General features: G+C 55.3%; 23 protein-coding genes, 1 tRNA gene, 1 pseudogene and 1 riboswitch. Of the genes and pseudogenes, 15 read left to right on the top strand and 10 right to left on the bottom strand.

The genetic code is table 11. The annotated features are described in order from the left end of the window. The first annotated feature begins 110 nt into the window (after positions 1-110). The 6 genes from PY793_RS06540 (at position 111) to PY793_RS06515 (ending at position 5,864) form a co-directional block, all read left to right on the top strand. Positions 111-1,136: an NAD(P)H-quinone oxidoreductase gene (locus tag PY793_RS06540; protein WP_275177282.1), complete on the top strand. Its 1,026-nt coding sequence runs from the start codon at positions 111-113 to the stop codon at positions 1,134-1,136. 63 nt (positions 1,137-1,199) lie between these two features. Continuing rightward, the gene (locus PY793_RS06535) at positions 1,200-1,889 is read left to right on the top strand and encodes a YggS family pyridoxal phosphate-dependent enzyme (RefSeq protein WP_275177281.1); all 690 of its coding nucleotides are present in this window, start codon (positions 1,200-1,202) and stop codon (positions 1,887-1,889) included. A gap of 120 nt (positions 1,890-2,009) precedes the next feature. Continuing rightward, positions 2,010-4,001 carry a potassium transporter Kup gene (locus PY793_RS06530; RefSeq protein ID WP_408744678.1) on the top strand — a complete coding sequence of 664 codons (1,992 nt, stop codon included), beginning with the start codon at positions 2,010-2,012 and terminating at the stop codon, positions 3,999-4,001. A gap of 4 nt (positions 4,002-4,005) precedes the next feature. After that, the gene (gene hemW / locus PY793_RS06525; RefSeq protein WP_275177280.1) at positions 4,006-5,160 is read left to right on the top strand and encodes a radical SAM family heme chaperone HemW; all 1,155 of its coding nucleotides are present in this window, start codon (positions 4,006-4,008) and stop codon (positions 5,158-5,160) included. Positions 5,161-5,208: 48 nt separating this feature from the next. Next, positions 5,209-5,640, top strand: coding sequence for a DUF1489 family protein (locus PY793_RS06520; RefSeq protein WP_275177351.1), 432 nt, complete (start codon positions 5,209-5,211; stop codon positions 5,638-5,640). A 148-nt stretch (positions 5,641-5,788) separates the two neighbouring features. Continuing rightward, positions 5,789-5,864: transfer RNA gene (locus PY793_RS06515), tRNA-Glu, on the top strand. Positions 5,865-6,451: 587 nt separating this feature from the next. Here the strand turns inward: PY793_RS06515 and PY793_RS06510 are convergent. The 4 genes from PY793_RS06510 to PY793_RS06495 form a co-directional block, all read right to left on the bottom strand. After that, on the bottom strand, positions 6,452-9,325 hold the full coding sequence (locus PY793_RS06510; RefSeq protein WP_275177279.1) for a TonB-dependent receptor domain-containing protein: 2,874 nt from the start codon (positions 9,323-9,325) through the stop codon (positions 6,452-6,454). A 677-nt stretch (positions 9,326-10,002) separates the two neighbouring features. Further along, positions 10,003-10,647: a LysE family translocator gene (locus PY793_RS06505; protein WP_275177278.1), complete on the bottom strand. Its 645-nt coding sequence runs from the start codon at positions 10,645-10,647 to the stop codon at positions 10,003-10,005. Positions 10,648-10,798: 151 nt separating this feature from the next. Continuing rightward, complete coding sequence (locus PY793_RS06500) at positions 10,799-11,239, bottom strand: hypothetical protein (RefSeq protein ID WP_275177277.1); 441 nt, start codon at positions 11,237-11,239, stop codon at positions 10,799-10,801. A gap of 37 nt (positions 11,240-11,276) precedes the next feature. Beyond that, positions 11,277-11,485: riboswitch (cobalamin riboswitch) on the bottom strand. A gap of 52 nt (positions 11,486-11,537) precedes the next feature. After that, positions 11,538-12,149 (bottom strand): histidine phosphatase family protein, encoded by a 612-nt coding sequence (locus tag PY793_RS06495; protein ID WP_275177276.1) that lies wholly within the window; start codon positions 12,147-12,149, stop codon positions 11,538-11,540. 59 nt (positions 12,150-12,208) lie between these two features. On the opposite strand from PY793_RS06495, the gene PY793_RS06490 reads away from it, so the two are divergent. The 3 genes from PY793_RS06490 to bfr all read left to right on the top strand — a co-directional run bounded on the left by PY793_RS06490 (position 12,209) and on the right by bfr (position 15,817). Next, a complete protein-coding gene (locus PY793_RS06490) occupies positions 12,209-14,164 on the top strand; it encodes an esterase/lipase family protein (protein ID WP_408744677.1) in 1,956 nt (651 codons plus the stop codon). A 2-nt stretch (positions 14,165-14,166) separates the two neighbouring features. Then, positions 14,167-15,165 carry an Lnb N-terminal periplasmic domain-containing protein gene (locus tag PY793_RS06485; RefSeq protein WP_275177275.1) on the top strand — a complete coding sequence of 333 codons (999 nt, stop codon included), beginning with the start codon at positions 14,167-14,169 and terminating at the stop codon, positions 15,163-15,165. A gap of 166 nt (positions 15,166-15,331) precedes the next feature. Next, the gene (gene bfr / locus PY793_RS06480; protein WP_166113213.1) at positions 15,332-15,817 is read left to right on the top strand and encodes a bacterioferritin; all 486 of its coding nucleotides are present in this window, start codon (positions 15,332-15,334) and stop codon (positions 15,815-15,817) included. 62 nt (positions 15,818-15,879) lie between these two features. Here the strand turns inward: bfr and PY793_RS06475 are convergent, their stop codons facing one another. Both PY793_RS06475 and PY793_RS14140 read right to left on the bottom strand, forming a co-directional pair. After that, complete coding sequence (locus tag PY793_RS06475) at positions 15,880-16,281, bottom strand: ArsC family reductase (RefSeq protein ID WP_275177349.1); 402 nt, start codon at positions 16,279-16,281, stop codon at positions 15,880-15,882. Beyond that, positions 16,255-16,698: pseudogene (locus PY793_RS14140) on the bottom strand (HIT family protein); the annotation flags it as partial. The pseudogene PY793_RS14140 and the gene PY793_RS06475, both read right to left, overlap by 27 nt. Positions 16,699-16,835: 137 nt before the next feature. Here PY793_RS14140 and PY793_RS06470 point away from each other — a divergent pair. From PY793_RS06470 to PY793_RS06455, 4 genes are read left to right on the top strand one after another with little or no spacing between them, the layout of a single operon-like run. Then, on the top strand, positions 16,836-17,108 hold the full coding sequence (locus PY793_RS06470) for a YtcA family lipoprotein (protein ID WP_275177274.1): 273 nt from the start codon (positions 16,836-16,838) through the stop codon (positions 17,106-17,108). Positions 17,109-17,111: 3 nt separating this feature from the next. Continuing rightward, on the top strand, positions 17,112-18,161 hold the full coding sequence (gene mdtN / locus PY793_RS06465; protein ID WP_275177273.1) for a multidrug transporter subunit MdtN: 1,050 nt from the start codon (positions 17,112-17,114) through the stop codon (positions 18,159-18,161). Beyond that, a complete protein-coding gene (locus PY793_RS06460) occupies positions 18,142-19,938 on the top strand; it encodes an FUSC family protein (protein ID WP_275177272.1) in 1,797 nt (598 codons plus the stop codon). Before mdtN ends, PY793_RS06460 begins: the two co-directional genes overlap by 20 nt. Then, complete coding sequence (locus PY793_RS06455) at positions 19,935-21,545, top strand: TolC family protein (RefSeq protein ID WP_275177271.1); 1,611 nt, start codon at positions 19,935-19,937, stop codon at positions 21,543-21,545. Before PY793_RS06460 ends, PY793_RS06455 begins: the two co-directional genes overlap by 4 nt. On the opposite strand, the gene PY793_RS06450 is transcribed toward PY793_RS06455, so the two are convergent. From PY793_RS06450 to PY793_RS06440, 3 genes are read right to left on the bottom strand one after another with little or no spacing between them, the layout of a single operon-like run. Next, positions 21,518-22,096: a DNA-3-methyladenine glycosylase I gene (locus tag PY793_RS06450; RefSeq protein WP_275177270.1), complete on the bottom strand. Its 579-nt coding sequence runs from the start codon at positions 22,094-22,096 to the stop codon at positions 21,518-21,520. The two genes, PY793_RS06455 and PY793_RS06450, sit on opposite strands and share 28 nt — an antisense overlap. Positions 22,097-22,108: 12 nt before the next feature. After that, entirely contained in the window at positions 22,109-22,534 is a 426-nt protein-coding gene (locus PY793_RS06445) for an ArsR/SmtB family transcription factor (RefSeq protein WP_275177269.1), read from the bottom strand. Next, the gene (locus PY793_RS06440; protein ID WP_275177268.1) at positions 22,531-23,190 is read right to left on the bottom strand and encodes a peroxiredoxin; all 660 of its coding nucleotides are present in this window, start codon (positions 23,188-23,190) and stop codon (positions 22,531-22,533) included. The genes PY793_RS06445 and PY793_RS06440 overlap by 4 nt, the downstream gene beginning before the upstream one ends. Before the next feature lie 106 nt (positions 23,191-23,296). Between PY793_RS06440 and PY793_RS06435 the strand changes: the two genes are divergently transcribed. Together PY793_RS06435 and PY793_RS06430 are read left to right on the top strand one after the other, a co-directional pair. Next, complete coding sequence (locus tag PY793_RS06435) at positions 23,297-24,223, top strand: MBL fold metallo-hydrolase (protein WP_275177267.1); 927 nt, start codon at positions 23,297-23,299, stop codon at positions 24,221-24,223. A 57-nt stretch (positions 24,224-24,280) separates the two neighbouring features. Then, a complete protein-coding gene (locus PY793_RS06430; protein WP_275177348.1) occupies positions 24,281-25,048 on the top strand; it encodes a sulfite exporter TauE/SafE family protein in 768 nt (255 codons plus the stop codon). A gap of 53 nt (positions 25,049-25,101) precedes the next feature. On the opposite strand, the gene PY793_RS06425 is transcribed toward PY793_RS06430, so the two are convergent. Next, positions 25,102-26,727 carry a SulP family inorganic anion transporter gene (locus tag PY793_RS06425; RefSeq protein WP_275177347.1) on the bottom strand — a complete coding sequence of 542 codons (1,626 nt, stop codon included), beginning with the start codon at positions 26,725-26,727 and terminating at the stop codon, positions 25,102-25,104. Positions 26,728-26,884: the final 157 nt, after the last annotated feature.

Here is a 26,884-nt window from a genome sequence, read left to right as displayed (position 1 = left end):
CATCGCCATGCCTCGTAGCACGGACGTGATCACCCGCCCCCTTTTACCACGCATGCCCACGCACCATAATGGACGGAGCCTGAATTTTCATCAAAAACCGGCGGTGTCCCATGCCTGCTGCACCTGTTGTTCCGTCTTCCATGCAAGCAATCTGCTTTACCGAACCCGGTGAGCCAGACGTTTTGCACCTTGAAACCTTGCAGGTTCCCCAACCCGGCCGGGGGGAGGTGCTGGTACGCGTAATGGCCGCAGGCGTGAACCGCCCCGACCTTATGCAGCGCAAGGGACTCTACCCCCCTCCACCCGGAGCCTGCCCCCGGCTTGGGCTGGAAGTAGCGGGGGAAGTAGTGGTCTGTGGTCTACCACAGGATGGCACCCCCATGCCCGCCCCAGGCAGCCGTGTATGCGCCTTAACCAATGGTGGCGGCTACGCGCAGTACTGTCTTGTGCCCGCAGGTCAGTGCCTGCCATGGCCCAAGGGCTACAACGCCGAGCAGGCCGCAGCATTGCCAGAAACCTATTTTACCGTCTGGTCCAACCTGTTCATGCCCATTATGCCCGAACCCGGCGCACGGGTACTGATCCATGGCGGCACCAGCGGTATTGGCACAACAGCCATTCAGCTTGTCAAAGCCTTTGGCGGGCAGGCTTTTGCAACTGCTGGTACAGATGAAAAATGCGCCCTGTGTACAGAGCTTGGGGCCACGGCCATTCATTACCGCACGGAAGATTTTTTAACCCGTATTCGTGAACTGACCCACGATCAGGGCGTCAACATTATTCTGGACATGATCGGCGGTGCTTACTTTAACCGCAATCTCAAATCCCTCACGCTTGATGGCAGGCTGGTCATTATTGCCCTTCAGGGAGGTGCCAAGGCGGAACAGGCCGATCTGGCCCGGATTATGACCCGTCGCCTGACCGTAACAGGCAGCAGCCTGCGCCCCAGAGACAGCGCCAACAAAGCGCGCATTGCCCGCGAACTGCATGAGCAGGTATGGCCCCTTCTGGACAGGGGAAGCATAAAACCGCTTATCCATGCCACCTTCCCACTCGCTCAGGCCAATCAGGCACATAAGGCGCTGGAGGAAGGCAACCACATTGGCAAAATTGTCTTAACTGTCTCCCCGGCCTAAAAGGAAAGATATAAAAGCAGGAGCAACCCTGCCTTTCTGTTTTACAAGTAACTCCGGGGCCCCATGGATACGTCTCTACCCTCCAGCATTGCGGATCGGCTTTGCGCCGTGCGCCGCAGTATGCACGCCGCAGCCCTTGCCGCCGGGCGCGACCCGGCTGAGGTGTCTCTGGTGGCCGTCTCCAAATTCCATCCCCTGCAAAGCGTGCAGGAAGCTCTGGCCGCCGGGCAGTATGTGTTTGGTGAAAACAGAGTGCAGGAAGCCACAGCCAAGTTCCCCCCCCTACGTCCAGCCAGCCCTGATCTGCGCCTGCACCTGATTGGGGGACTACAGACCAACAAGGTGCGGGAAGCAGTCCGCATTGCCGATATGATCGAAAGCCTTGACCGCCCCGCACTGGTAGACGCCATTGCCCGCGCAGCAGATGCACAGGGTCGGCTGCCCGAATTGCTGGTGGAGGTCAACACGGGCGACGAACCCCAGAAATTTGGCGTGCCCAAAGAAGAAGCCGATGCATTTATCCGCCTCTGCCAGAAACGTTTTGGTCCATCCTTGCGGGGGTTGATGTGCATTCCCCCCGCAGAGCAGAATCCAGTGCCGCATTTTCAGCTCCTGCGCAGTATGGCCCAGACCCATGGTCTGCCTGTGCTGTCTATGGGAATGTCGGCCGATTTTGAGCAGGCCATTGCACACGGCGCTACCCTTGTACGGGTTGGTAGCGCCATATTTGGCCCACGCCCGGCACTAGCCTGAACGGCTCATTCTCAATAATGGTAGCCGGTATGCCTTGCCTCTGACACTCTGTGCACTTTATGCAGGGCATCCTAGAATCTTTTTTTCTTCTTCTGCCCCTGACGCGGAGCCAGAAATGCCATGACCGACGCCGACAGTACAACGCCCACAGGTTCCGCCCCAGCTCCGGGCGAGACGCACCAGACCACCGGAGCACCAGAACCACGGCGGATTGCCGAGTTCGACGCGGATCAACCGCAACATGCCATGGCTCCCGTGGGCTTTGCTGCCCTGTTGAGCGTGCTTGGCGTTGTTTATGGTGATATTGGCACAAGTCCGCTTTACGCCTTCCGGTCCACGGTGGAGGTCATTTCCGCCCACCACAAAGTGGAACCGTGGGAAATCATGGGGGTGGCCAGCCTTATCTTCTGGACCCTGATCCTGATCGTGACCGTTAAATATGTGCTGCTCATCATGCGGGCAGACCATAATGGCGAAGGCGGTATTCTGGCGATCATGTCCCTGGCCCAGCGTGTTACCACCAGTGCGCGAACGCGGCTGGTGCTTGGCATGGTCGGTATTATTGGCACCTGCCTGTTTTTTGGGGATGGCATTATTACCCCCGCCATCTCCGTGCTGTCCGCCATCGAAGGGGTGGAGGTCAGTATTCCCGCTGCGCACGAAGTGGTCATTCCAGTAGCCATACTGGTCATTATCAGCCTGTTTAGCGTGCAATGGGTAGGTACGGGCCGGGTGGGCTCCATATTCGGCCCGGTCATGCTGCTCTGGTTTGGCACGCTGGGTACGCTCGGCATTATCGAGATTATCCACCACCCGCATATCCTGCTCTCCCTCTCCCCCTCCTATGCGCTGGAATTCGTGTTTTACCACGGCAAGCTCTCCTTTCTTGCCCTTGGGGCAGTCGTGCTGTGCGTAACCGGGGCAGAGGCGCTCTATGCGGATATGGGGCATTTTGGCCGCGCTCCCATCCGCTACGCATGGCTGTTTTTTGTACTCCCCATGCTGGTGCTGAACTATTTCGGGCAGGCCGCACTGGTTATTGCTGACCCCAAGGCTCTGGCTAACCCGTTCTTCCTGCTTTGCCCGCACTGGATGCAGGGGCCAATGGTGGTGCTGTCCACACTGGCAACGGTTATTGCCAGCCAGGCCGGGATTTCTGGCGGATTCTCGCTCTGCCGCCAACTGATTCAACTCGGTTACATGCCGCGCCTGCGCATTACCCACACCAATGCGGAAGAAGAAGGCCAGATCTACCTGCCCGACTTCAACCGCTTCCTTGCTGTAGGTGCTGTGCTGCTGGTGGTGGCCTTCCGTAGTTCGGATGCTCTGGCCTCGGCTTACGGTATTGCAGTTACAGGCACGTTTATCTGCACCTCCATTCTGGCCATTGCGGTCTTTCGCAAACACTTCAACTGGCCAGCATGGCAGGTGGGTATGGTGTTTGGCGGCTTTTTGCTGCTGGATGGCACCTTCTTTACCGCCAATGCGCTCAAAATCCCCGATGGCGGGTGGGTACCCGTGATGCTCGGCTGTGTGCTGACGCTGATGATGACCACATGGAAAAAAGGCCGCGGCCTTATTATTGCCCGCCAGCGGCAGGACAGCCTGCCCATGGGCTCCTTTATTGCCCGCCTGCCCCAGTCGCGCACCATTATCCGCGTGCCGGGCATGGCCGTGTTCATGACCAGCACACCCGACTTTGTGCCACCCTGCCTGCTGCATAACATGCGCCACAACAAGGTTCTGCATGACCACGTGCTATTTGTAACCGTGCAGAACCTTGACCAGCCAGAAGCCGAGCGCGGCCACCGCGTCACGGTGGAAGAACTGGCACCAGATGTGTACCGGGTCATCTTGCGATACGGCTTTATGGAAATGCCCAACATCCCCCGTGCGCTGGAAGAACTCAAAGCCAATGGTGTGGATTTTGACGCCCTTCAGGCCTCGTATTTCACATCGCGCGAACTGGTGACACGTTCTTCGGTGCCACGCATGTCGCGGTGGCGGATGTCCATCTTCCTATTCATGCTGCGTAACTCGACTTCGAGCATGGAGTTCTTCCGCATTCCGCCAGACCGCGTGGTGGAACTGGGCGTAAAGGTAGCCATCTGAGCGCGTGCAGCACGAACCACTCGCCCTTTACATCCACTGGCCATTCTGTCTGGCCAAATGCCCGTATTGTGACTTCAACTCCCACGTACGCGAGCATATTCCGCAGGCCCGGTTTGCCAAGGCACTCCGGGCCGAACTGGCGTATGATGCCGCACGGCTGGGTCGGCGGAGGCTGACATCCATCTTCTTTGGCGGTGGTACGCCCTCGCTCATGGCGCCAGAAACCGTGGCCGCCCTGATAGAAGATGCCCGGACCCTGTTTGATGCGGCTCCAGACATGGAAATCACGCTGGAGGCCAACCCGACCAGCGTGGAGGCCAAACGCCTGCACCAGTTCCGTCAGGCAGGTGTCAACCGCGTATCTCTTGGTATTCAGGCGCTGGAGGACCGTGCTCTCGCCTTTCTGGGCCGTGAACATTCCGCAGCACAGGCCCGCGCGGCGCTGGAAACGGCACGCGGCCTGTTCCCCCGCCTGACATTTGACCTGATCTATGCCCGGCCAGAGCAAAGCATAACCGCATGGCGGCAGGAACTGGCCACGGCCCTGCAACTGGCAGATGACCACCTCTCCCTTTACCAGCTGACAATCGAGCCGGGCACGCGGTTTGAAGCCCTCTACCGTCAGGGTACATTCACCCTGCCTGATAGCGACACAGCCGCCGCCCTGTACAACACCACGGCTGAACTCACGCAGGCTCACGGTATGGCGGCGTATGAAGTTTCCAACTACGCGCGCCCCGGCAGCGAGAGCCAGCACAACCTGACCTACTGGCGCTATGGCGATTATCTGGGCATCGGGCCGGGAGCGCATGGTCGCCTGAGCTTTGGCAATACGCTCAAGGCCACGCGCCGCCACCGCGCACCCGAACCCTGGATCGAACGGGTGGAACACACAGGCACCGGCCAGACGTCGGCAGAAGACCTGACACCCCATGACCGCGCGCAGGAGATGCTGCTGATGGGCCTGCGTGTGCATGAAGGCATTCATCTAGCCCGTTTTGCAGCACGCACCGGCATGGCGCTGGACAACGCGGTAGATCAGAACATTCTGGCCCAGGCGCTGCACGAAGGCTACCTGATCCGCAACGACCGGACACTCCGCGCCACAGCAGAGGGCAGGCTGCGGCTTGAAGCCCTTCTGGCAGCCCTTGTGCTCTAAATCCGGCAGGATTGATCCCCCATACCTGACCACCACCCTGTGACGAACATGATAAACCTGATCAAACTTGTCGTTGGTGTTTCCTCTGTGGATGAACTGGCTGAACGCCAGCGTTTATCCATCAACCAGCGTCTCCACCCCGGAAGCGGCACAATGCTGCCTGTTGTGCATACACGGACCTTTCCCAAGCAGGCCACAGCACTGCTCCATGGCGGTTCACTTTACCGGGTTATCGCCGGACTTATTCTATGCCGCCAACGCCTTGTAGACATTCAGCCCGAAACACGGGCTGATGGCACAAACGGCACATTACTTTTTATCGACCCAACCATCATCCGGGTAGGAGCCCGCGCCCTGCGCCCTTTTCAGGGCTGGCGGTATCTGAGCCCCGCTGACGCACCACCAGACCTGAGTGGCAACGTGCCACATGACGACCTTCCCCCTGCCTTGCAAAAAGAACTGACCTTGCTGGGGCTGTAAAACAGACCCAAGCAGGGCAGGACGCAGTGCTCCAGCATGAGGAAATTCAGTGCTGTTTGCCCCTCATGTAAAAAAAATGCACAAATATCATTTAGCTGCTTGACGCTCCCTTCTTTCCACTCTAAACAGCGGCTCAACAACGCCTCTTGTCCCGTTCGTCTAGAGGCCTAGGACACTGCCCTTTCACGGCGGCAACACGGGTTCGAATCCCGTACGGGATACCATAAGTTTATAAAGCGTTGATTTTTTAGAAAAATCAAAAACTGCCTTTCCTCACTATGTAACATGTTCGTGTTACATAAGGGATGCCAGTTTTATCTGCCTCCCCCCATACACATCGGCGCTGCCGCACCTGGTATCCGAGAAGGCATGTTCCTGCCGCCTGTCCCCTTGACTGGCTAAACGCTGTCACGCAGGCACGCGCTCTTTGCGTAACTTCCCGCTAAGAGCCGATGCCAGCGCCGGTTGGACCGCAAAGGCCTCTTCATCGGGAACGCAGACCTGCTGCATACGCTCAGAGCTCAATGTTTCCGCCTTTCGGAAGAGACAGGGCGCGGTCGATAAAAGCCTAGCCCCGTTCAGAAACATAGGTAGAAAATGTGTGTAGCTTATTACCAATCAGAACATCAAGAAAGGCATACACAGAAGCCGTAACGTGCTTCTGTGCAAACATGGGAAGAATCCGCTCCCGGGTGCCTGAAGCATTCATGCTCCCAGTTCGCGCCTCTTCAACTGATGCGCTACCAACCATCATATCCTGAATCATGATGGCTGGTAGAGTCAGCACGCACCATAAAATGCGACTAGAGCGCTAGTTATAAACCAACTCGAAATAGATGCTACGGCCATAGCTTTCTTTTGCTTCAAGGCGGTTGAGGTTCTCCCCATAATACATGCGTGTATGTGAGCCTGCCAGATTGTAAACCTCGTATTTAATACGCAGACTATCTGTAATGTCGTGCCACGCACCAATATCCAAACTTGGCTGGGAACCGTAGCCATAGATTTGCGTCGGATCATCATTCAGTCCTTCAAGATATTTGGCTGAATAAGAAAACGATGCTTTTACAGCGCCACGGACTTGTGGGATGTGCCAGGTCACACTTCCATTAAAGATGTATTTGGGCTGCTCGACCAACTGGTGAAGTTTGTAGGACACACCTGAGCCTTGATATGTCATGCGGCCCTGCATCCATGTTCCGCTGGCATTAATATCAAAAGACTGTCTCCATGGGCCTTTAATGTTGCGGTTAACAAAAGAAACCTCAACCCCCATGAGTGTCGAGTTGTTAGCGTTACGTGGCTGCTTAACGTATGTGAGCTGATCATTGATAAGTTCTGTTGCTCTTGTCGTATAAATATCATGTTTGATTATTTTGTTAAAATACGCGACGCTTACAACACCATTCCCACGATTGAAAAACTTATCGATTGACACGTCAAAATTCTGAGCCTGACGAGGCTTTAGATTAGGGTTACCCTGCGTTAGCGAACAATTCACCTGCCCTTGCGTATCATCCGAATTGCCACAGCTAAATTGTGCGGCCTGCGCAAGATCAGTCGGTTGTGGGCGACCGACTGACTGGCTGTAAACAGCATGAAGTATCAGATTTTCTGGGAATTCATGCACAAACGTCAAAGACGGCAGAGGATTAATATACCCGCCATTCTTTTTATTAATATTACCTGTTGGAGCAGTCCCGTTTGTTTCAGGAATAAAGGCATTGAAGTTGACAGAATCCGCACGCACGCCAGCAATAAGCTGTGAATGCCGCCACTTATAATGAAGCGAGGCATATCCATCAAAAAGCTGTTCCTGATACCGGAAGTAAGCCAGTTGGGTGTAACTTCTGGATTTTGCCACGTCTGGCGTTTGCTGATCCCATGGGAAATGCTGCACGTCTACAAAAGGTCCGTTAGGATTCCTCATATCTGGGATAAACATGCTCGAAGTTGCATTGCCGCCAGGTTTATACCAGAGCTGGTCTGACGAATTGGTCGCGTTAAGGCTACGCCATTCAAACCCGCTCGCAAAACCAAAGCCGTGTGAATTAGGATTGAGATTGCGCGTATAATCCAGGCGGACGTTCGTCATGCCTTCATGATCTCGGTCAAATTCCTGCTGTACGTACTGATATTGATAGCCACTATTCAGTAATTTTTTCATGTCGCTAATATCTGTAAGCGTTGCGACATTGTCTTTATCTATATAGTAATCAGCAAAGACTGCGTTACTTCCTTTTTCGCTCGGATAGGCTCTGGCTGTAATATACGGCTCATGGTCATAGTAGTCTTCCCACGTATAACCGGCACGCAATTTAAGAGTGGAAATATCGTCGTGCCATCCCAAATTACCCAGCACGCCATTCGTGTTCATTTTCCAGTTGTCTTTACGCGCAATAGTCCGTGCACGGTAAATATATTCACGACCTGTCGTAGGTGTCTGGTTCCATATCCCTGCATCATCAAGAAGGTATTCATTGTGCTCCATAAAGGAGTTTTCCCACCTTTGGTATGCATACCCCATAACGGAAGCTTCGAGCCCGCTATCTTTGGGATGCCATTCCAGACGGGCAGCACCCCCTAATGTATTCAGATCATTGGAATATGTTCCGCTATCCACATAACGTGGCGCTGTCATGCCATTCCAGCCGGGAGTGGTAGGCGCATTCGGCTTAAGAATTTTTCCAGACTTATCGTAATAGTTGTAACTATCTTCCTGCCAGGTCTTGCTCGTATTACGTGTACGCATCTGGTAACGGAAAGAGGTCATAAAACCAAATTCCTTATCTTTACCAAACCTGTCTGAAAGAACGACTTTAGCTCCACGCCCCAAATGAGGGGACATACCGGGTATTCTGTTCGCGCCAGCGGACCCTTTTTCGGTTCCATAAATACCATAGATATCAATATACCTATACAATCCTTTATGGTCGAAAGCACTACGTGGGTTCATATCAATAACCGCACCAATGGCCCCGCCATCCTGCTCTGCAGTGAAGGTCTTATAGATACTGTCTTCTCCGGTCATTTCAGCCGGTATGTTCTGTAGATTGACGCGGCGTCTGATGCTGCCACCATCGCTGATACTTGCAAGCGTTATGCCATCAAGCGTTGTCTGGTTAAGGTCTGAGGACACACCACGCACACTGATGTAACGGGGTTCATCACCGTTACGGATACCGGTCACGCCGGGCAACTGTGTCAGCAACTGCGCGATGGACGTTGCGCCGCCAAGGTTGGAAAGATCGTTATACGTTACGGTGTCCACAACACCTGCAAAATTACGTTTAGTCCGGAGTTCGTGCCTATGCCCCTGTACGGTCAGGTTATCCTCTCTGTTTGTTTCTAAATTATGCTTTTGTTTGGAGGCTTTTGTACGAAGTGTAATGACACCCGGGTTTGACGCGTCAATTTTAAAAGCAGGGTTGCCAATAAGCTTATGGAGCGCCTTCAAGTTATCCATTTTGCCATAAAGCGGAACAGAACGCAGATTATCCGCGACCTTACCATCAAATGCGATGTGCAGCCCGGTCTGGCGGCTGAATGCCATTAAAGCAGATGTCAGCTTTTGTGCCGGAATTGCAAAAACACTCTGTGGATCCTGAGCAACAGCAACTGCTGGAGCAAAGCATACGACGGAGGACGACAGGGCGAACAGGCGAGATCGGCTTAGGAAAGACATTCTTGCAACCTTGATTGAGACAGACCATCTACCTTCAAAGAGTCCTGCACACGCGTTTTTCCGCCGTCTTTTTTTGTGACGATTTTAAGACGAAGGCTGCCCCGGAATATCCGGAGAACAACACATCTATTGAAACCCACAATGGCTGAGTCCTCTGGATGGGGAGGATATCCGTCGTTTTTCAGGCAAACAGAATGCGCATGAGCGGCAGGAAACATGATGGCCGCCAACTGGCGCAGAAACCCGCATCATTCAGAATTACGCCTGATTTTCAGGCTGGTAGCTGGGCTATAGCAACCTGAGATAAGGACAGGTTTCATGAGCAGGACGGAAAGTTCTAAAAAACTCTCCATCTTATTTTTACCTGAAGTTTTTGAGAAAAAAACAACGATATAGTGTATAAAAATTATGATGAATTATTTTATCAATAGATAATATCTAAAAACATCGTAATATTTTTGAGTTTTAATGACAGTTTGATTTAACAACAAAAAACAGCACGGATGCTCCCTTCAGAACCCAGAGCGTAAAAGAGGCGAGTTCCCCGTCGACGATAGGCCTGCATCTCCGCAGGCCATACATCCATAGCCCGGCATCGAGGCAGTCAAACCCTGCCGATCAAGATCGGCAAGCGGAAGATACAGCTGTGGACCACCTGATTTTTCTGGCATCGTTACTCAGGACGGAATACCGCTCATAACCAGCCTGAACGCAAAAAAGAGGAACACTCCCCCCGTAAGCATATCCAGCACACGCACCACTCTGGGGCTAGACAGGACACGGCCGAGCGAAAACGCCAGACAGGCCAGAACCGTATACCAGGCAACAGCCATAACCACCTGCACCCCTGCCAGCAGAAGGGAATAGCTGACCCGGTGCACACCTGCAGGAATAAACTGGGCAAAGGCAGTCAGATCAAACACACCAACCAATGGGTTAAGGCATGTGGTCAACAATCCACGCTGGAAACCAGCCCCCATACCACCAACAGAGCGCGCCTGAGCTTCCGCCTGCGCCTGATCGTGCTCTCCAGCAGATGGCATCAGCAGGCGGACACCCAGATATGCCAGATAAAATGCCCCAGCCCATTCAAGCGCCAAATATAATGTGGGAGAAGCTGCAATCAGCGCGCTCACGCCAAACGCCGTACCCATTCCCCATATGGCAAGCCCCGTACCGGTGCCCAGCGCGCCCCCCAGAGCTGCCTTGCGGCTCACATTCATGCCCAGACGAATAACAAGGGCGGTTTCTGTTCCTGGTGTCAGCACCAGAACTCCCCATGCGGCGGCAAAAGTCAGTAAAGGCAAAAAAACATGAGTCATGGCCAGGTCCTGAGTATAGTACATCGAGCAACATGCACCGCCACAGGAGCCAGGTCAGCCCATAAGGTGGCGCACGCTGGACGCTAAAAAGAACAAAAATCAGAAAAAGTCCAAGCCAACGGGCAAAAAAATACCTGTGATCACTCCAACGCTATCTGTCGTTATACAAATCCATGGCCATACGGCGTGCACCAACAACCTGCTGTACGGCAACATAGGCCACAAGCATGGCATGGGCTGCGGGTTTTCCGGCCTCTTCTTCCTGCCCCAGTGCGCAACGGGCGTTTATGGCCAGACTTAACGCATGCTCCAGCATCCTGCGAAAGAGTGCCTCAAGCCTCTGCCCTCTTGCACGATAAGGTAAAGGCTGGTCTGGCATAAACATCCCGAGCATCTGCCCTCCTGCCTGCTGCAAGGCGGCCTCTTCGGCCAGTTGCGGAACCTCTCCGAACAGGGCCAGAACCTCGGCCCTGTCTGGCGCAACACGCAGCAGATGCCGTAGCAGAGGATGCAGACCTTCCACCTCACCCGTAATATGGGCGGAGCATGTGGAAACATACGGGGAAGACCCCGGCAGAAAATAGCGTGGCATCAGATATCTCAGCCCCCGGTCAGTCCCGCCCGGTGGCATGGTTTGCAAGACGAAGGCAGGTCTCCTGACTTGCAGATACGCCCCACATCCTGCCTTCCCGGTTATGCACCAGTGACCACCCCTGCCGGGGCAACGGATGTAAGCTACTGCCTACAGTTGCGGGCGCAGTCTCCGACTGACTTCTGACGAAGCTGACGGAGTTCCCTTTTCATCCACTCGCGCGGAACCTTCGACTAACAGGGGCAGGCTATAGCGGCATGCGTTCCCTACCGCGAGCAAAAAAACAGAGGCATCCCCCCTATGCCGGAGCCCCCAGCATACCCAGGCGCCATTTGCCCGCATGGTAGCTGATCAGGCTGTAACTCAGGGGGGGCACGTCCAGCCGCGCGGCATGGGCCAGACCCACGACGTTCTCCTCTTGGTACAAGACCTTCAACAACAGGTTGCGCACCACAGCAGGCCGCGCCAGCACGACTGCTGCGGGCAGGTGCTGGCTTATGCCATCCAGCCAAAGAGCCGCTCTGTGGTAAGCTGCGGCAAAGCTCTCCCCCTCTGGCGGGGCAAAAGTCGTATCCGTTAAAAAGGCGTGTTGCAGCGCTGGGTCCAGAGCTTGCAGGCCTGCGCCCGCCCACGCACCGTAATCCCTGTCCCGCAGGAGGTTCTGTGGCCGCAGGGTATGCTCCGGCCCATCCGGCACGGCCACATCCGGGGCACAAAATACCGTCAACTGACGCATGAAAGGCATGTACTCTGCGGCTTTTGGGACAGTATAGCCATGCGTAACCGGCTCGGCCCCATCGGGCAGAACGCCCCTGCGTACAGCAAGGGGCAATGCAGACGCACAGCAAAGCAGCTTCAACCCACCAACCTTTCCCGCATTGGGCCATAGCTGTACAGGATTTGCCAGCATGGCGCAGACACCCTACACCATCGGACATTATTTTACCGCGATTTAAAACCGAGAATCGGATGCCCGCTTTTTCCAGTACTTTAACCAGCGCTCTGTGTTCCCGTTTTTCGTGGATGGCGGTCTGTCTGACCGTTTCAGGCTGCGCCGCCCCCGTGACCGTGCAGCGCCTGAGCCTGACGGATAGCTACAAGGAACGCAGCCAGAGCACGCTTAGCGGGCAGAAATTAAGCAACACCACCCGCATTGTGCTTGAACGCCAGAACCTTTTGGCCAAATGGAAAAAAAATCCGATACAGGCGCTTGCTATCCTGCGCGCCAGCACACAGGCGCAGTTTTACACACCCGATCTACAGGACCAGCTTTTTGCCCTTGCGGAGCTGAACTATCTGCTGGCCCGCCAGAACACGGACCGTGCGACCTTTATGGCCACCGCCCTGTACGCCTACGCCTACCTGAACCCTAATGGACCAGATAACGCCAAACCCAGCCCGTATGACGTGCATTTCCGTCAGGCATGTGACCTTTACATGTTTAGCCTGACCGAAGCTCTGGGCAGCCCTGTTGAGGTCACACCGCAACGCTGGACGCTGCCCTTTGGCACACTGGACCTGTCCACCACTCCCGCGCAGAAGGAATGGTATGGCTATACACTGACCGACTTCCGCCCCACAGCGCGCCTCTCGGTCCGCGGGATAAAAAATATCTATCGCAGGGCAGGACTGGGAATGCCTCTGGCAGCGGTACCCCTCCCTCCAGCCGATAGCCAGATTTCTTTTTCCATTACCGACAAGCTACGTATTCCTGTTAATCTTCTTCTGGAAATTCCCAACCCACGCCAGCAGATTTTTACAGACCATATTGCCGCACGCCTGACACTGGCAACCATTGACACAACAGGCAACCTGCCAACCACAAACGGCGTTATTCCCCTGCAATATGACCAGACCGCCTCCCGCGCGATCAGCCTGAGCAATGCAGTTGACTGGTCAGTGGAATACAAGGGTTTTCTGGATGGCAATCTCTTTAACAAACGCGCGCAGCTTATTGCCATAGAACCCCACCAGTATGGCCATATGCCGGTTGTTCTGGTGCATGGTACGGCCTCCAGCCCCGGACGATGGGCAGATATGGTCAATGATCTGCTCGAAGACCCGCAGATACGCGCCCATTATGAATTCTGGTTTTTCTCCTACGCCACGGGCAACCCCATTCCCTATTCCGCCCTGCAACTCCGCGATGCGCTGAACCGCACCAGCCACGACCTTGGAGGCACGCAGGCAGACCCCGCACTGGGCCAGATTACCCTGATCGGGCACAGCCAGGGCGGACTTTTGGCAAAAATGCTGGCCATTGACCCACATGATGTCCTGTGGAACGGCTTGACCCACCGGGCGCTCTCCAGCCTTCACCTTTCATCCGATGTCCGGCAGTTTCTGGAACAGGCTCTTTTTCCCACCCCCATGCCCGAAGTCAGAAGTGTTGTGTTTATTTCCACCCCACAACATGGCAGTTATCTGGCGGACTTTTCGGTTGCCCACCTTATCGGGCGCATGGTCACCTTTCCCGCAACCATTACAGAGGTGACCCAGCAGGTTCTGAAGGGGAATGCCGGCGCGCTCAAGGTGGATATGAGCCCAAGCCGCTTTGGCAGTGTTTATGGCATGTCCCCCCGTAGTGCGTTCATACAGGCTCTGGCCACTGTTCCTGTTGCCCCTGATGTACAGAGCCACTCCATTATTCCCGTTCTGGGGGATGGCCCACTGGATCATGCGGATGATGGTGTGGTGGCTTACGCCAGCGCGCATGACCCACGCGTGCAGAGCGAACTCGTTGTGCGCAATTCGGGCCACTCCACACAGGCCAACCCTATTACCATTGCCGAAGTGCGCCGTATTCTGCTGCAACAATTAGCTGCCACAATACCTGATCTGCACGTTAAGGGAGATATGAACCACATCAACATCATGCGTATTGGCGGGGATTATGTCATCCCCACCACATGGGCAGAACCATGATCATGCACAAACACTGCAGCCGCAACAAAAGACAATGGAAACTAACCGCCATAACCCTGCTTTTTTCGGTTTACGCCTGCGCTGCCTTTTACTATTCCACGCTTGAGCCTGATCTGCTGCGCCTTGGAGCAACCGTTTTTTGTGGCCTGCTTTTTGCCGCCACGTCCTGCATCCGCCCGCCCCTGCGCCGCATTGCAGCCCTATGCGGGCTTTGTGCGTGTTTTACCATATGGTTCTGCACCAACCACCCCAGCAATAACCGTGACTGGGCCGGAGAATATGCCTTACTGGCTGATGCCATACAGGATGGCCGCGTAGTCCATGTGCGTAACATCCGCGATTTTACCTATAAAACCGAAACCACTTATACTGCGCACTATTACAACGCGGATTTTGATCTGGACCATCTTGCCACCATAGACATGATCACATCTTACTGGGCGGGGGACAGTATTGCCCATGTGTTCCTGTCCTTCGGATTTGATGATGGCCGACACCTTGCTGTTTCCATTGAAACACGCCGCCAGAAAAAATTTTCCTATTCCACCATCGCCGGCTTTTTCCATCACTATGAACTGACTTACGTTACCGCCGACGAACGCGACCTGATCGGCGTACGCACGGATATACGCAAGGAGCGTGTGTATCTTTACCGGCTGGAACTCTCTGCCCAGACCCGGGAAACCGTTTTTAAAAACTACCTGACGGAAATCCACACACTCACCACCACCCCCCGATGGTACAACACGCTTATGGACAACTGCACGACCGAAATTCTGGCCCGTGCCAACGCCCGCACCCGTTACAGACTGGACTGGCGGGTGCTGCTGAGTGGGTACACAGCTTCCCTCGCCTACGATCTAGGACTGCTGAACACACATTATGATTTTGCAACCCTCCATAAACTCAGCCGAATAAAGCGCCCAGAAAATTCCACGCCAGATGCGAATTACTCTAATGAAATAAGGGAATCTCTCCCACTCGCACTTGAGAATAAATAAAAACAACTTCAATACATGCATATCACTCGCATTTAGAGGTGAGTTTATTGCAAGTGATAATTATTTTTTTTAAAACCACTTGATTTTTCACATTTTCTTGTTTGCGAACAATCGTGTTTTATATTACACTCGCTTCAGTTCCTTTTGTAATCGAGAGTAAGCCACCATGGTTAAAGACCCCAAAGTTATTGAACACCTGAACATCCAGCTCACCAACGAGCTGACCGCCATCAACCAGTATTTTCTGCACGCCCGCACCCTGCGCCACTGGGGCGTAACCCTGCTGGGCAAAAAAGAATACGAAGAATCCATTGAGGAAATGCGTCACGCCGACTGGCTGATCGAGCGCATTCTGTACCTGGGCGGGCTGCCCAACGTGCAGCGCCTGAACACGATTCTGATCGGTCAGGACGTCAAGGAAATCCTTGAATGCGACATGAAGCTGGAAGAAAAAGCCATGAGCGATCTGCGCGAAGGCATTGCATACTGCGAAAGCGTGCGTGACTTCGTATCACGCGATCTGCTGCTGAAGATCCTGTCCAATGAAGAAGAACACGAAGACTTCATTGACCGTCAGTTCGACCTGATCAAGCAGATCGGTATTGAGCGTTACATCCAGCTCAACTCCGCCTCCGCTCCTGAGCAGGAATAAAACATATTCTGCCGTCTTGCCCATGATGGGCGGGACGGCAGCGTATTAAAATTGTACCCAGTTTAGTTTTTACCCAGTGCCGCAGCATAAAGTTCCGGCTTAAAACCCACCAGCAAACCCTGCGGCATTTGAAGCACCGGGCGTCTGATGAGTGTGGGGTGTGCGACCATAAGGGCTATAGCCCGTTTTTCCGTCAGGTCAGCCTTATCCGCGTCTGGCAGCTTTCTAAACGTTGTACCTGTCTTGTTCAGAAGTTTTTCCCACCCTACCTGAACAGCCCATGCCTCCAGCTGCTGCGTGCTCACACCAGCCAGCTTGTAGTCATGGAAGACATACGCAACATCATGCTCTTCCAGCCAGTCGCGAGCCTTGCGCACTGTATCGCAATTTTTAATGCCATATACTGTCAATCCGCCAGATTCTGCGTTCTCCTCTACAGGAGCAATCCCCAGAATGGTGCGCATTTTTTGCATGAATACCCCATCTGCCGCCAGATCGAACGCCCGCGCCTGTGCAATGTCATACGCCACACATATCGGTAGCAACCGCTGGGCCTGCGGTTCCGTTGCATAACGCGGCACAATATGCGTGTGCAGCGATGGTGCCTGATTACACCATGTTTCGTAATTGATCCGCGCAGCCCCCGTAACCTCAAGCAACGCATCGCCCACCCGCACAACATCCAGCAGATAGTCCAACCGCTGCTGGCCGTGCAGGTCATTCATACTCGGCACGGCTGGGTCTGCCAGCAAAATGCAGTATCCTGCCACCGGTTGTGTGTCAGCCACCACAAGCCAGCCCGATGCCATACGACCAATAACCTTGGGGTAGGCTCCCTTGCGTGCAAGTTCCACACGCTGCTGTATGACATTCTGCGTCATTACTTTACCTCTACGGCGTTGGGGTGAGTTAGTGTAATGTTAACATTTATATCTTGGCCGAAAAATGGCACATAAATACCGATAATAACTGCATTTTCTTGACAGTAAAAGCATGTTCGCGTCCTAATGCCACAATCATGCGCTACCGTTCCCTTCAGCGCGCCATACCTGTTCTGCTTCTGCCTCTGGCAGGATGCAAGATTGCGGGCGCCCCGTCTTTCCCACTGGCTGGAGCCTACTTCCCCAGCTGGATGCTCTGCGGCCTGCTGGGCGTTCTTGTGGCGGTGGGGCTGCGCGTGCTGTTCCTTGCCACGGCTATTGACGCCCTGCTCCGCCTGCGGCTGTTCACCTATGTCTCGCTTGGCACCATAACGGGCTTACTGTTCTGGCTTTTGGCATTTGGGCCGTAACGCATGAAAAAAATATCCCTTTCCAACCGCAACCCCATTGGCCTTGCCGTAGCTGTACTCTGTATTGCTGGAGCCACGGCACTTGGCTACTACGTTCTGGGGCAGGATGAATCCTACCCCTCCTCCGATAGCGGAACAGTTGATGCCGAACTGGTGCATATTGCCTCCACAGTAGGCGGGCGGTTGCAGGCTTTGAATGTGCACGTCAACCAGTCGGTCAAAAAGGGGGATATACTTTATCAACTCGACCCCGAACCCTATAATCTGGCTGTGCAGCAGGCCACAGCGGGGCTGGCGCTAACGCAGGCAGGGGTAGAGCAGCAGCAGCGTCTGGTTGCGGTGGAAGCCGCCAATGCCGATATTGCCAAAAATCAGGCAGTCCGGGCCAAGACCAACCACGACCTTGCAGCCCGTACTGTCGAGCGCCTGCGCCCACTTGCCAGCAAATCCTATATTCCGTGGCAGCAGTATGATCAGGCTCAGGTTGCCCTGCATGATTCTGGCATCACACTGGACCAGAGCCACCTGCAGGCTACAGCGGCACAGGTTGCTGTGGGGAACCTGAACAGCTCCATTGCAGCCCGGCAAGTGGCCGAAGCCACTCTGGCGCAGGCCCGTTACGCCCTCCGCCAGACCACCGTTACGGCCCCCGCAGATGGTTATGTGACCAGCCTGCGGGTTATTCCGGGGGAAGTTCTTATACCCTCACAAGTTCTGTTTACGCTCATCGCCAATGACGGCTGGTTTGTTACCGCCAACATGCGCGAAGGCACGCTCCATGCCATTCATCCGGGCGACTGCGCCACGGTTTACTCCATGATTAACAGGAGCACCCCCATCCGTGGTCATGTGGAAAGCATTGGCTGGGGCGTGTTTTCCGCTGATTCCGCCGGTTTGAGCCGCACTCTGCCTTTTGTCCCGCGGGAGATGGACTGGGTGCATGTGGCCCAGCGCTTTCCTGTCCGGATCAGGCTGGAACAGGCCAACCCGCAACTGCTGCGGCTCGGGGCCACAGCTACAGTAGAAATACGCCATGGCGCAGCCTGCGACTGACACAGGCAAAAGCACTCTGGCCCGGATATGGTGGCTGATCCGCGCGCCCCTGCCGGGCCGCGGGGGCCACAGTCTGCGCATGGCCGCTGCCTGCACCATGGTTGTACTGATCGGTGAGATATGGCAGGTCCCCGATGTAGCCGTACCCGCCCTGTGCACCATGGCTGTCTGGCAAAGAGACCGCACAACCAACATGTTGGCAGGTATTGCGATCAACCTCCTGATCGTAGCCATTCTGGCGCTGCTTTTTGTGCTGATCCACCTGACACTGGACCACCCGTTCGGTCAGGTCGTGGCGATCATGCTGCTGTCATTCTGCTTCTTTTTTCTGGGCTCGGCGAGCAAGCTCAAGCCTGTTGCCTATCTTCTGGGGCTGATTGTCGTGTTTGCCCTGGTCATTGCCGATCAGGTGCCGATTGGTGAAATCGCAACCCGCGCCCTGCTGTATGCAGACCTGTTTATTCTGGTGCCCGGTGCGGTGATGATTGTGTGCGGCCCGCTGATCTGCCCTTCCCCCGCAACGCTGATGATGCGCGAGATTGCCGCACGCCTGCGCCTGTGCGCCATATTGCTCGAACAGCCCGACCGCGACCAGCTGGACTACGCCTGTACCACATTGCGCGCAGGGGCTGGCGACATGCTCAAATTTCTGAAAATGGCAAAGCTGGAAAAGATTCTGCACAAAAAACCTCTTGCCCATCTGGCGCAGTCTGCCTACTCCAGCGTTGCGGCCCTCGCACTGGCCCATACGGCCTTCAGAGATGGAGAAAAGCAACCTGAAAATCTTGAATTTTCACAAACCCTGCGCAATATGGCGGAAATTTTTTCGCATAATGGTTACCCGCAGGATATTCCCCGTCTGAGCGCGCCAGACCATGCGCCCGCTCTGGCCCAACTAGCCAATGTGCTGCATGGCTTTACCGACCCGCCGACCCCCTCCGCGCAGACTGTACCGCCCTCCAAGCCAAAATCGGGCTTTTTTACCCCAGATGCCTTCAGCAACCCCGAACATGTACGCTTTGCGGTCAAGGGTACAGCAGCTGTGATGATCAGCTATTTTATCTTTACCATCCTCAACTGGCCGGGCATTCACACCTGTATCATTACCTGTTTTATTGTCGCCCTGCCAACAGTGGGAGAAATGACAACAAAGCTGCGGCTCCGTATTAGCGGAGCACTGGCAGGAGGAGCCGTTGGCATTGCCTCCATTATTTTTGTCATGCCCCATCTTTACAATATTGCGGCTTTTTTACTCCTGATTTTTATTGTATCTCTTTTTGCTTCGTGGATCAAAAATGGAGATGAGCGCATAGCCTATGCAGGCTTCCAGATTGGCCTTGCCTTTTTTCTGAGCGACCTTAAAGGTTATGGCCCCACAACAGACATGACCACCGCCCGCGACCGTATTATTGGTATTCTGCTTGGCAATTTTATAACCTATGCCGTTTTTGTCACCTTCTGGCCTTCCAGCGCATATGGCCCCATTGCCCAGCATGTTCGCAATTTTCTTGATGTTTTAAAAAAACAGATCAGCACAACCGATCGCGCCGAACATATCCGGCTGACCGCCACAGTTCAGGAAGACCTGTCGAATGTGGAGCGTGCTCTGGAACTGGCCGAAGCCGAGCCTCAGCACATGCGCGCGCATATGCCGCTCCTGCCCACTTATGCCATTTTAACACGGCAAGCCGCCATTTTGGCCGAAGACGGGCTCCTCCCCTCCCGGCGACAGGCCGTTCAGCAACACATCCAGGACATGGAACAGGCCCTGACATGACACACCACGCCACGCCCCCGGTCCTGCTTGGTCTGCCCTGCCTTCTGCTTGGCCTTGCAGGCTGCGCCACGCAAGCCCTTGAGAGCGCCCCCGCCCGGCCAGATATGCCCTGGCAGCCCAATATCGCCGCCAATGGCGAACTCCTGCCCGGCAAGGCTGGCCACCGTGGGCTTATGCTGCCCCCCGGCTATGTACTCCCCGCAAACCACGCCCTTGCACCCCGGCCTGCAGATAGCAGTATCAACACCACACACATCTATACGCTGCCCGAACTCATTGATATTGCCCAATCCAACAACCCCAGCACGCGCCGGGCATGGAATGCCGCGCGGGACGCAGCTCTGGCAGTGGGTATTGCCCGCACCACCTATGTGCCACACCTTACGGCCTCCATTGTTGGCGGGTATGGCACCCGGCACAACGACAATTCCTTTAATCTGGAAAATAGTGGATTTGCAGGCAACATTGTCAATAACACCAATGCTCCCCGCAGCCAGAGTAACGGACATGGCGAGGTGCAGACGCTGAACATGGAATGGCTTCTGTTTGACTTTGGCAAGCGCGAAGCCATGATTGACGCAGCATCCCAACTGCAACTCGCCAGCAATGTGCTGTTTACCGCAGCACACCAGAAGGTCATTTATGGTGTTACGCTGGCTTTTTACACACATGCCGCAGCCGTAGACCGTACAAGACTGGTGGAGCAGGCACTCTACAATGCCCGCAGCGTGCAGGCCGCGGCAGAAGCACGCCTGCGTCAGAGTCAGGGGACCATTGTGGATGTCGCCCAGACCCAGCAGATGACCGCACAGGCCGAACTCCGTCTGGTTCAGGCCCAGAACGGGATTGAAAACACGTATCTGGAACTCATGACATCCATGGGCATTGCCCCCTCCACCCAACTCCGCACGCAGGAGGTGGCGGGGAGAGCACTCAACATTGACGACATGCGCATGACGGATGACATGATCCGCACCGCCGTTTCCCAGCGTCCGGATGTGCTGGCGGCCTACGCGGCAGCCAAAGCCGCGCGCAGCAACGTAACAGCGGCAAAAGCCGAATTCCTGCCAAAAGTTTTTGTTACCGGCAACGTGGCCTATACAACCGGGCATCTGGCACTTTCTTCCGTGCCGGGTGCTGGGGCGGATTCATCACCAACCCTTAACCTGTCGTCCAATAACTTCAGCAGTCTTGTACTGGGAGGTATTTCGGTCCCCATTTTTGATGGCGGGATGCGGGCTGCCGTAATGAAGCAGGCCCAGAACCGGGCAGACAGCACACAGGTTACCCTGGAGCAGACTCTGGACGACTCTGCCAAACAGATTGTCGCGGCACAAAATGGCCTGCACACCGCGCTGAGCGCTTACCGGGCCGCCACCAAGCTGGAAGCCGCAGCCCAGACCAGTTTTAGTGCAGCGTTTGCGGCCTACCGCAATGGCGTTGGGTCCATAACACCCGCAACCCTTGCCCAGAGCGGATTGCTGGATGCTCAGTTAGCCCAGTCGGATGCGTATTATGCCGCCCTTATTGCGGCTGCCAGCCTTGGCTTTGCAACCGGGGCCATAGGCAACGTGCCAGATCAGAAGGCGGGTGAACCTGCCCGGTAACAAAAACACGCGGCCTCATGCCCATCCAGCATACCAACCGCCTGCATCCACGCCTGCGCTGTTGTGGGACCAACAAAACGGAACCCCTTGTGTTTAAGGGTTTCTGCTACTGTTACAGACAAAGGAGAGCGCGGTTCCAGCCCGCTCCCCCGCTCATGGGCCTGCGCCATGCGCACCATGCTCCATGCAAACGTGGCAAAATCTTCCCCTCGTTCATGCATGGCAAGCCAGGCCCGCGCATTGGCCAGAGCAGCGGCAATTTTGGCACGGGAGCGAATAATGCCCGCGTCTTCCATAAGCCGGACCTGATCATCCTGTGTAAACGCGGCGACCGTGCACGGGTCAAACCCACAAAAAGCCTGCCGGAAATTCTCACGTTTTTGTAAAACAGTATTCCACGACAACCCGGCCTGAAAGGTTTCCAGCACCAGCGCCTCCCATAAGGCGCGGCTATCTGTTACGGGGCGTCCCCACTCCTGATCATGATAGGCGCGGAGCAGAGCGTTGGATTCAGCCCACTGACACCGCACCAGCGCGCCAGAATTGCTCACACCCAACCCATTTTACGAACGCGGAACATCTGTTGGGCGGATCATGGCAAACTGCGCCCCTCCTTCCGCCTCCCGCTGGGCTGTGGTGCGGTGGCTTGCGGCATACCGTTCGGATACGGCCCGCAAAGCAGGCAGAGCAGCGCGGTCGCCACGCAGCAGCCCTATCAGGGCACGCACACGCAGGGATTCCTCCTCACTGGCGAGGCTGTAATGGATTGTGCGGGATTCGCGCCTTGGCACCACAATTTCAGCCCGTCGTAAGGCTCCAAGCTGCTGACTGAGCGTGGGCTGACCTATGCCAGTGCAGGATTCCAGCTCCCCTACGGCAAGGGAGCTATGTTCAAGCAGCGCATCCAGAATCATCAGCCGTTGCGGCTGGGCAAACAGCTTCATGCGCTCCACAAGCTGCCGCGCTTCTTCTACACCCAGCACGCTCATGCCTCGGCATCCTTACTCATGTTCATAAACCAGTCAGGCCCTGCCTCCATGACATCCTCGTGCGTCTGACCTGTGGGGAGCACCACATCCGCCCCCGGCGTCCAGCCTTCGGGGGTCATGACATTCCCCCGTTCAACCCGTTGCAGGGCACGCAGTACACGCAGCATTTCAGCCACGGAGCGACCAACCGTTGCGGGGTACCAGGTGATCACGCGCACAATGCCGTGTGGATCAATAAAATACGCTGCCCGCACGGTCGCACTATTGCGCGCATCCAGATCAAGCATACCATAGGCCCGGGCAATGGCCAGCGAAGGGTCTTCGATAACAGGGAAGGTGACCGTAACACCAAAACGCATCCGTATGGCTTCCAGCCATGCCAGATGGGCAGGCAGACTATCCACTGACAGGCCAACCAGCGCGCAGTCCATCTCTTCAAACTGGGGGACAGCCTGCGCCATGGCAATAAATTCGCTGGTGCAGACCGGCGTAAAGTCCGCAGGATGCGAAAACAGAATAACCCATCGCCCGCGCAAGCTGCTGAGCGTAAAATCACCCTGCGTGGTCCGGGCCGTAAAATCAGGTGCTTCGTCTCCGATCTTCAGGGACGATGAGAAAGGCACCAAAGGGCAGATATCTGTTATGCGATCGTTCATGACAGTTTCCTTTACGCGAACTCCTGACCTTGACGCAAGATGGTTTCATATTTAGTGAAACAAAACATACAATGTTACAGTAAGTTATAAATAATTGGAGTCTCCCATGTCGGATACCGCCATCACAACAGCTACGGCCCAGATTCTGATAACACTCCGTCATCCTCAGACCCGCCCCGTGGTGCAGAGTTTTTTTGATCCGGCAACCTTTACCGCAAGCCATGTTGTACATGACCCCGCCACAAAAGAAGCTGCGGTCATTGACAGCGTTCTGAATTATGATGCTGCATCCGGCCGCACCAATTATACCTTCGCCCAGCAGATTGTAGATTACGTCCGGACGCAGGGACTGCATGTGATCTGGCAGCTTGAGACACACGCCCATGCTGACCACCTTTCCGCCGCGCCCTGGTTGCAGGAGCAACTTGGCGGCAAACTGGGCATTGGGGCTGATATCGTGCAGGTGCAGGAGGTATTTGGCAAAATATTCAATGCCGGAACAGAATTTGCGCGTGATGGCTCCCAGTTCAATCACCTATTCAAAGACGGTGAACACTTTAAACTGGGCAATCTGGACTGCATTGCCCTGCATGTTCCCGGCCACACGCCTGCGGACATGGCCTTTGTCATCGGAGATGCCGCCTTTATTGGGGACACGCTGTTCATGCCGGATTACGGCACCGCACGGGCCGACTTCCCCGGTGGGGATGCCCGCATGCTGTACCGCTCCATCCGCCGCCTGCTTACCCTACCCTCCCAGACGCGCCTGTTTTTGTGCCATGATTACAAAGCACCCGGACGCGATACATTCGCATGGGAAACAACCGTAGGGGCCGAACGCGAACACAACATTCATGTGCATGACGGCGTGGACGAGGAAACCTTTGTGGCCATGCGCACCACGCGGGACGCAACTCTGGACCTGCCCAACCTGATCATGCCCTCCGTGCAGGTCAACATCCGTGGAGGACATATGCCCGAGCCGGAAGATAACGGGGTCAGCTATATAAAAATCCCCGTAAACCGCCTGTAAGCACCCTAACTCCCTGATCACGCATACTCTGGAGACCCCATGTTAGCACCCCACCTTATGCATATCGCGCTGGAAATTGCTTCTGGCGCAACCGTGGGGTTCACCCTTGGGCTGATCGGGGGGGGCGGCTCCATTCTGGCTGTACCGCTTATGGTCTATCTGGTTGGGGTGCCCAGTGTGCATGTAGCCATAGGCACCAGCGCCCTGTCTGTTTCCATCAACGCGCTGGTTGGACTGGCCCATCATGCACGCAACAAAACCGTAAAATGGCGGTGCGCTGGCATTTTTGCCCTCTGCGGCGTAGGGGGGGCTTTTCTGGGCGCATCCCTTGGCAAGGCGGTGGATGGCAAGCACCTGCTGTTCCTGTTTGCCCTGCTCATGATCGGGGTTGGCGTGCTCATGATCCGCGGCCGTCACAATACCGGCTGCCCGGGTGCCAGTTGCAACAGAGAAAATGCCTCCAAGGTTATGACCTTCGGGTTTGGCACAGGTATGCTTTCCGGTTTTTTTGGCATCGGTGGCGGCTTTTTGATTGTGCCGGGCCTTATGGCCTCCACCAGCATGCCTATTCTTAACGCAGTTGGCACATCACTTGTGGCTGTCGCAGCATTCGGGTTCAGCACCACCATCAGTTACATGCTCTCCGGCTACGTGGACTGGCAGCTGGCGGGTCTGTTTATTCTGGGTGGTGCCATCGGAAGCAGCATTGGCACCAAGATGTCACACGCACTGGCAGGCTCTACAGGCAGGCTGACCACGGTTTTTGCCTGCCTGATTTTTATTGTTGCGGCCTATATGATCTGGCAGAGCACCCGGCAGGTCTAGGGCTGAATGCCCCCTCATCTCCCACGGCCCATGCGTTGCCAGCCTGATTACAGTTATGCTGGAGACTGGAGTGGCAGCGCCACCGTTTGCTGCGCGCTGGCCATGGCCTGATGAAGCTGGGCATAAACATTGCCTTCCCCCAGTGCGCTCACAATATGGTGTCGCTCCATGTCGACCAGTGCATAGGAGGCAACCCGACCAAAAATAACCCGCACACCCCGCAGATGCAGACGGAACAGCACATCGCGCACAACACTGGCCGCAGAATAGTCAATATCTGTAATGGCGCTGCAATCAACCACAATACACCGTACAGGCGTAGGCGCACCGGCGAGAAGCAGTTCAATATCCTCCGCGAACAGTGAACAGTTCGCGTAGAACAGATCAGCGCAAAACCGATAAACCACAAGCCCCGGTGCGGTCTGCTCTCCTGCACGAACAGGAACTGCTTCAAGCATCTGCGTTGCTGGGTCTGGCTTGAGCACCATCGTGTGGGGCCGGTAGCTGTGCCGCACATGCCGGAACAGAGAGAGGGCAATAGCAATAAAAATGCCCTGTTCCACACCAATGCTGACCACTGTCACCATTGTCACCAGTGCCAGCCTGAACTCTCCGGGACTTTCCTGCCGAATATGGTTCAGGGCTTTGGTGTCAATCATGCCTACGGCAACACAGAACACAACCGAACCCAGAATACAGCGGGGCAGATACTGGAGTGGTCCGGTAAAAAACAGCAGCACACATAGCGTAACGGCGGCAAACACAAGCTGTGCCTTCTGGCTTGTGCCCCCGGCCTGCACAGCCATGGCGGTCTGGGTCGGGCTGCCATTGACCGTAAAGGTGCCACTTAGCCCCGCTGCGGCATTGGCTGCACACAGACCCACAATATCCGCATTGGCATCAACAGTTTCATGCAGCCTATAAGCAAAAGCATGGGATGTTGCGGCACTTTGCGCAATAATGACAAAGACGCATGACGCTGAAACCGGCAGCAGCGCCAAAAACTGATGCCAGGAAACCACTGGTACAGCAAAATGCGGCAAACCACCCTGCATGGGCCCCAGAACCGTTACGCCATACTGCGCCAGCCCGCACAACCAGCTAAACCCCAGCGCGCCCAGCACCACCCCCAATGCCACTGGCCGACCTGGGAAAAAGCGCGCGCCACACAGCAAAATCGCACAGGCCATACCGGAAATACCGACCGAAAGCAGGTGCATATGCGCGCCAGCCTGCACAAACCCCACAAACTGGACCACAGTATTATGCGATCTGGCATCCAGCCCCACCATGTCATACAGCATGCTCATGCTGACCTGCACCCCCACGCCAGCCAAAAAACCAACCAAGACGGTGCGGGACAGAAAATCCGCCAGAAAACCCAGTCGACACAGGCGGGCCACCAGCAAAAACCCTGCGTTCAGCAATGCAATGGCACTGACCAGATGGATATAGGCCGCGCTGCCTACTGGCTCCATTTCCGACAGGGCGCTGGAAAAAATAGCTGCTGTGGCGGAATCTGCCGCGACCACCATATGGCGGGATGAACCAAACAGCGCAAAAGCCACCAGCGGGAACAGCACCGTGTACAGCCCGGTAACCGTAGGCATACCCGCAATACGCGCATACCCCAGCACCTGCGGAATGTTCATGGATGCCAGAGACAGCCCGGCCCACACATTTTTACTGACAGAGAACGGTTTTTGCCACCAGCCGATCAATGTACGCAGCCCCCCAACCCTATCCAATCCTGCACCCTTGCTGGCCTGTTCCGGGCTGGATCGGCTCTTGCCAGCCTTGCAGAACATGCAACAATCGCACCTTTATAAATGAGGC

The sequence above is a fragment of the Acetobacter fabarum genome (genome assembly GCF_029069195.1).
In the GTDB taxonomy this organism is placed as follows: domain Bacteria; phylum Pseudomonadota; class Alphaproteobacteria; order Acetobacterales; family Acetobacteraceae; genus Acetobacter; species Acetobacter fabarum_A.
Note: the sequence above shows the minus strand (reverse complement) of the source record. Positions and strands in the feature narration are given on the sequence as shown.

What these genes read in the sequence shown, in the direction of transcription:
- PY793_RS06540 (WP_275177282.1), top strand. Translation starts at nt 111, where the DNA reads ATGCCTGCTGCACCTGTTGTTCCGTCTTCCATGCAAGCAATCTGCTTT.
- PY793_RS06535 (WP_275177281.1), top strand. Translation starts at nt 1,200, where the DNA reads ATGGATACGTCTCTACCCTCCAGCATTGCGGATCGGCTTTGCGCCGTG.
- PY793_RS06530 (WP_408744678.1), top strand. Translation starts at nt 2,010, where the DNA reads ATGACCGACGCCGACAGTACAACGCCCACAGGTTCCGCCCCAGCTCCG.
- PY793_RS06520 (WP_275177351.1), top strand. Translation starts at nt 5,209, where the DNA reads ATGATAAACCTGATCAAACTTGTCGTTGGTGTTTCCTCTGTGGATGAA.
- PY793_RS06510 (WP_275177279.1), bottom strand. Translation starts at nt 9,325, where the DNA reads ATGTCTTTCCTAAGCCGATCTCGCCTGTTCGCCCTGTCGTCCTCCGTC.
- PY793_RS06505 (WP_275177278.1), bottom strand. Translation starts at nt 10,647, where the DNA reads ATGACTCATGTTTTTTTGCCTTTACTGACTTTTGCCGCCGCATGGGGA.
- PY793_RS06500 (WP_275177277.1), bottom strand. Translation starts at nt 11,239, where the DNA reads ATGCCACGCTATTTTCTGCCGGGGTCTTCCCCGTATGTTTCCACATGC.
- PY793_RS06495 (WP_275177276.1), bottom strand. Translation starts at nt 12,149, where the DNA reads ATGCTGGCAAATCCTGTACAGCTATGGCCCAATGCGGGAAAGGTTGGT.
- PY793_RS06490 (WP_408744677.1), top strand. Translation starts at nt 12,209, where the DNA reads ATGCCCGCTTTTTCCAGTACTTTAACCAGCGCTCTGTGTTCCCGTTTT.
- PY793_RS06485 (WP_275177275.1), top strand. Translation starts at nt 14,167, where the DNA reads ATGCACAAACACTGCAGCCGCAACAAAAGACAATGGAAACTAACCGCC.
- bfr (WP_166113213.1), top strand. Translation starts at nt 15,332, where the DNA reads ATGGTTAAAGACCCCAAAGTTATTGAACACCTGAACATCCAGCTCACC.
- PY793_RS06475 (WP_275177349.1), bottom strand. Translation starts at nt 16,281, where the DNA reads ATGCGCACCATTCTGGGGATTGCTCCTGTAGAGGAGAACGCAGAATCT.
- PY793_RS06470 (WP_275177274.1), top strand. Translation starts at nt 16,836, where the DNA reads ATGCGCTACCGTTCCCTTCAGCGCGCCATACCTGTTCTGCTTCTGCCT.
- mdtN (WP_275177273.1), top strand. Translation starts at nt 17,112, where the DNA reads ATGAAAAAAATATCCCTTTCCAACCGCAACCCCATTGGCCTTGCCGTA.
- PY793_RS06460 (WP_275177272.1), top strand. Translation starts at nt 18,142, where the DNA reads ATGGCGCAGCCTGCGACTGACACAGGCAAAAGCACTCTGGCCCGGATA.
- PY793_RS06455 (WP_275177271.1), top strand. Translation starts at nt 19,935, where the DNA reads ATGACACACCACGCCACGCCCCCGGTCCTGCTTGGTCTGCCCTGCCTT.
- PY793_RS06445 (WP_275177269.1), bottom strand. Translation starts at nt 22,534, where the DNA reads ATGAGCGTGCTGGGTGTAGAAGAAGCGCGGCAGCTTGTGGAGCGCATG.
- PY793_RS06440 (WP_275177268.1), bottom strand. Translation starts at nt 23,190, where the DNA reads ATGAACGATCGCATAACAGATATCTGCCCTTTGGTGCCTTTCTCATCG.
- PY793_RS06435 (WP_275177267.1), top strand. Translation starts at nt 23,297, where the DNA reads ATGTCGGATACCGCCATCACAACAGCTACGGCCCAGATTCTGATAACA.
- PY793_RS06430 (WP_275177348.1), top strand. Translation starts at nt 24,281, where the DNA reads ATGCATATCGCGCTGGAAATTGCTTCTGGCGCAACCGTGGGGTTCACC.